Genomic DNA, 3,848 nt, shown 5'->3' with positions numbered 1-3,848 from the left:
TTACTTTCGAACCCATTAGTATCTGTAGGCGCTAATATCTGGCGTGTTAATAGCTTTAGTTTTAACTGGGGCGCGAATCACGCCTGGAGACGGTAACTTTTAAGCTTATAGGCTGCATAGCATGTTTGCTATGCAGCCATTCGAGGTTTTTATGTTTGAGGTTATAGGTACGCTCGTGGAATCCTTGGCAGGTTACGTTGGGGGAAAGTTTGCTAGAGGGAAGGTTTCATCCTTCTTTGCTTCTATTTGTGTTGGTTTTATTTTTTTCATCGGTTATTTTTTGTATGAGTTTTTTTCGTCAAGTCAAATCAATATAAGAAATGTTTTTTTTCTAATGGTTATTTCTGTTGTTGTGACTGCTCTAACCTATTTGTTTTTATTTTTTTGCATTTGGCTCGACAAGAAAAAGGGGTGAATTTTTGTGCTATTTCAGCTATTTTTTAAAAGCCATGACGGTAATACGGCCTGTGTTTTTGTTAGGGGGCTTTTTAGTCTTCTCGGGTGTAGTGGTAGGAAGTGTGGTTATGAAACTCTCCTTGGGTTGATAAATGCTAAATACTATTGTAACGATTTTTCTATCTGTATCTTTATTAACTTCAATTTCTGTTGGAGCATCAGATGTGGCATATGTAAGCAGCTATAATTTGCGAGGCTCTATCCCTATTAATAGTTGGAAAACGATGCGTGATGCAGGGATTATAAAGCAAGACTTGGATTATTCGTGTGGCGCAGCATCACTAGCGACTGTTCTTAGTGAGTATTATGGATTGCCTGTTACCGAAGAAGAAATTTTAAAGATCATGAATAAAGAGGATATGCGGGCTTCCTTTGACGATATGGCTAATGCACTGAAAGAGCTGGGTTTTCGAGGTGTAGGGTATGCGGCGTCATTTGAGCAACTTACCAAGCTAAAAATTCCTGTTATCGTTTATACAAAGCATCGCAGGGATGATCACTTTTCTGTGTTAAGAGGAATTAACAGCGAAACAGTATGGCTAGCAGACCCTTCGCTTGGTAATCGTACTTATAGTAGATACCAATTCCTTGAAATGTGGGAAACCCGCGAGGACTCAGAACTAAAAGGCAAGATCCTAGCAATTATTCCTTTGAGTCAAGAAGTACAGAGCGCAAATGGCTTTTTTACCAATCAGCCAAGACGGCAAACGGCACCAGCTGTGCAGCAACAGGCATTTCGAAGTACTCCTTGACATCATTCCCTAACCAAGCCATGCACCGGATGCCAAAACCTCCGCTGCGCTACGGCTTTGGCACCGGTGATGGCGGCGTTATGAGTCAAGGCAATGAAACTTCAGAGAATAAAATATTCAGAGTTAAACGCCAAAGCTCAGGAAACCTATAATTTCCATAAGGCGGCATCTATTCTTGCGGACTATGGCTACAACTGTATATGGCTGAGTAATGATTGGAATGGAGCGGACTTTATAGCAGTTCACATTGATGGCATCTCAGACATAAAAGTCCAGCTAAAAGGCGGGCCTTCATTTTCTAAAAAGTACATTGGCAAGAACTTGTATATTGGTTTCATTGAGCAAGGAGATTTGTATCTCTATCCTCATGACAAGGTATTAGATCAGGTTGAGTCAGCAATATCGGACAAAAAATGGAAGGAAAAAGGCACTTACTTCCAAACGAAGATAACGAAACGATTTAGGGAAATCCTTGAACCATACAAAATACCCAAAAACTCATAACAAGCGCATCAACCTCGCCCACTACGTGGGCTGGACCTCAAACTGCTGCGCTGTTTTCGGCCGGTTATGCGAACGTTATAAGCATAATGGAGGAGCAATGCTGGCAATTCAACAGCAAAAATTAGTCAAGCATTCACTCAAATTTTTTACTGTATTTGCATTGATATTTCTAGCTACCACTTACGCGGAACGTGTCAAGCTATCAGTGTTTGTAGGTGGTTTAATTCTAGGATGTTTATGGGCAATATGTTTACCCATCCTTTGGAAAAGAAATATGGAATTGGCTCACAGTTTTTTGACAGTTGGCCTAGCGGTTCTGATTAGCACAAGGGACGGTGGAAGTTGGTCTGGGTTTCAATTAATTGCATTGGGTCTCGCTTTCGCATGTTTTGCTTGGTATCTATTTAGGCGGCGTATACTTTATTACTTGCAAAGAGGCTTATAACAAACGGCTGCACCGGACAAGTTTCCGCTGTCACCTTTTTTTGCAAAAACACGCAAAAAAGCCGCCACCAAAAACTTGCTCGGTGAGCCGGGCGTTAGCGATTAGGAGTTGAACACGTGTGGAAGTTTTCAGGCAACATCGGATACTCATGTGAGGAGTGCGAGTCTTCTGGAGTAATACCAGTTGAGGACTTCGAAATAGATTGTGTCGGCGGTGATGAGCGTCAGATGGGGCCGGAGCTATGTTATGAGCTAGCCTATGAGTTCAGCTGCCCTGATTGCGATAATGAGATCAGCTTGAAATTCTATGTTTATGAGTACCCCGCCAACTGCCTGAACTTTATTGATAATCAGTCTGCTGGTGCGGAAACTAGCGGGGAGCCGGATTTTGAGTATCTGCCAGAGCTGTACTCCGCTGAAGATATTCTTCATTTATACAGCTCTATTAAAGAGCTGGTTTTAACTCTTCGTGAGAACCCGTATCTTTTGAGAGATATTTCTCATAGAGAATTTGAGGAGGTTGTAGCAGAGCTCTTTAGGGCCAAGGGCTACCAAGTAGATTTAACAAAAAGAACTAGGGACGGTGGCAAAGATATTATCGCCATTCACACCGACCACTTTGGGATAAAGAGCAAATATTTCATCGAGTGTAAACACTACGCTGAAAGCAACAAAATAGGAGTGGATGTTGTTCGGACGCTGCATGGAGTGAAAAATACTAAAGACGGGCCCAATAAGACCATTGTAGCTACGACATCCACTTTCACTGAAGATGCCAGGAAATTTGTTGATTCAGAAATATCAAGCAAGTGGGATATGTCACTTGCCGATCATGATGAAATTGTTCGCTGGTTGCAAAGTTATCGCTAACAAGTTGCTGCACGCGGAAAAATTACTCGCTGCGCTCCCAATTTTCCGGTGAGCAAAGCGTTATGAGGCAGTTTTCGAAATTATTGGGGATCTATGATGAATAAAGGAAGGCAAGAAGCAATCGAACGTGGTGAAGAGTGGAGTGAAGAGCCTGTCACGGATGAAGGAAGCCGGGACAGAAATGGCTGGATTACATTTTTGAATTTATTGGGCTGGGTTTCACTTGTTTTCGGAATTTCAGGTGCAATATTTATATGGGTAAATTATTCCAATAAGAGCGTACTAGTTAGCACTTATTATGATGTGACTAAAGATGTTATTGATCCTGCTTTCGTGGCCTTTGGCTTTGCTGTGATGTTTCAAGGTTTATGTGTGTTTGCTTTATTTTTAACGTTATCAAAAATACTTATAAAATTGAAGTAGAAAATGTTTTTTTAATTTAGTAAATAGTCGTTTTTGTTTTCATGGTTCGTTACTTATAAAGTGGGGAAAATGAGATTTCAAAATTTGGTTGTCAAGTTTTCTAGTCCTGAGAAACTTTCTGTCGATGATCTTTCGTGGCTTGGTTCTCAGTTTGGCTGGTTAACTCCGGATGCTGCTTGTAAATGTTTGATGATCGACTGCGATAAAACGTGGGTGTCTATTCAAAAAACACTAGAGATTAATGACCATAAAGATCATTATTTCCGGTTGTGGGTCTTGTTTAATATACAGGGGGCTTTAGTTAGAAAGAGTGTGGATGAGGATTTGTCTTTTGACCCGGAAGCGATTCCCGGGCATGCATAGAAGTCCGAGCCCTCATAACAAGTGACTGTGGTGTCA

General features: G+C 41.3%; 5 protein-coding genes. All 5 read left to right on the top strand.

Features of this window, described 5'->3' with window-relative positions:
- The first annotated feature begins 548 nt into the window (after positions 1-548).
- The 5 genes from Q668_RS16920 (at position 549) to Q668_RS17125 (ending at position 3,812) form a co-directional block, all read left to right on the top strand.
- A complete protein-coding gene (locus Q668_RS16920; protein WP_081697603.1) occupies positions 549-1,208 on the top strand; it encodes a C39 family peptidase in 660 nt (219 codons plus the stop codon).
- Positions 1,209-1,301: 93 nt separating this feature from the next.
- Positions 1,302-1,712, top strand: a complete 411-nt coding sequence (locus Q668_RS12450; protein ID WP_022989943.1) for a hypothetical protein — start codon at positions 1,302-1,304, stop codon at positions 1,710-1,712.
- 561 nt (positions 1,713-2,273) lie between these two features.
- Positions 2,274-3,026, top strand: coding sequence for a restriction endonuclease (locus Q668_RS12445; protein ID WP_022989942.1), 753 nt, complete (start codon positions 2,274-2,276; stop codon positions 3,024-3,026).
- A 93-nt stretch (positions 3,027-3,119) separates the two neighbouring features.
- A complete protein-coding gene (locus Q668_RS17130) occupies positions 3,120-3,449 on the top strand; it encodes a hypothetical protein (RefSeq protein WP_152521787.1) in 330 nt (109 codons plus the stop codon).
- A 69-nt stretch (positions 3,450-3,518) separates the two neighbouring features.
- Positions 3,519-3,812 carry a hypothetical protein gene (locus tag Q668_RS17125; protein ID WP_152521786.1) on the top strand — a complete coding sequence of 98 codons (294 nt, stop codon included), beginning with the start codon at positions 3,519-3,521 and terminating at the stop codon, positions 3,810-3,812.
- The last annotated feature ends 36 nt before the right edge of the window (positions 3,813-3,848 follow it).

This window comes from Marinobacter sp. ES-1, assembly GCF_000475255.1.
GTDB lineage: Bacteria > Pseudomonadota > Gammaproteobacteria > Pseudomonadales > Oleiphilaceae > Marinobacter > Marinobacter vinifirmus.
The sequence above is the reverse complement of the archived record's forward strand: the minus strand, read 5'-3'. Positions and strand labels throughout refer to the sequence as shown.

Excerpts from the sequence above, each read along its gene's own strand:
- Q668_RS16920 (WP_081697603.1), top strand. The coding sequence starts at position 549 with ATGCTAAATACTATTGTAACGATTTTTCTATCTGTATCTTTATTAACT.
- Q668_RS12450 (WP_022989943.1), top strand. The coding sequence starts at position 1,302 with ATGAAACTTCAGAGAATAAAATATTCAGAGTTAAACGCCAAAGCTCAG.
- Q668_RS17130 (WP_152521787.1), top strand. The coding sequence starts at position 3,120 with ATGATGAATAAAGGAAGGCAAGAAGCAATCGAACGTGGTGAAGAGTGG.
- Q668_RS17125 (WP_152521786.1), top strand. The coding sequence starts at position 3,519 with ATGAGATTTCAAAATTTGGTTGTCAAGTTTTCTAGTCCTGAGAAACTT.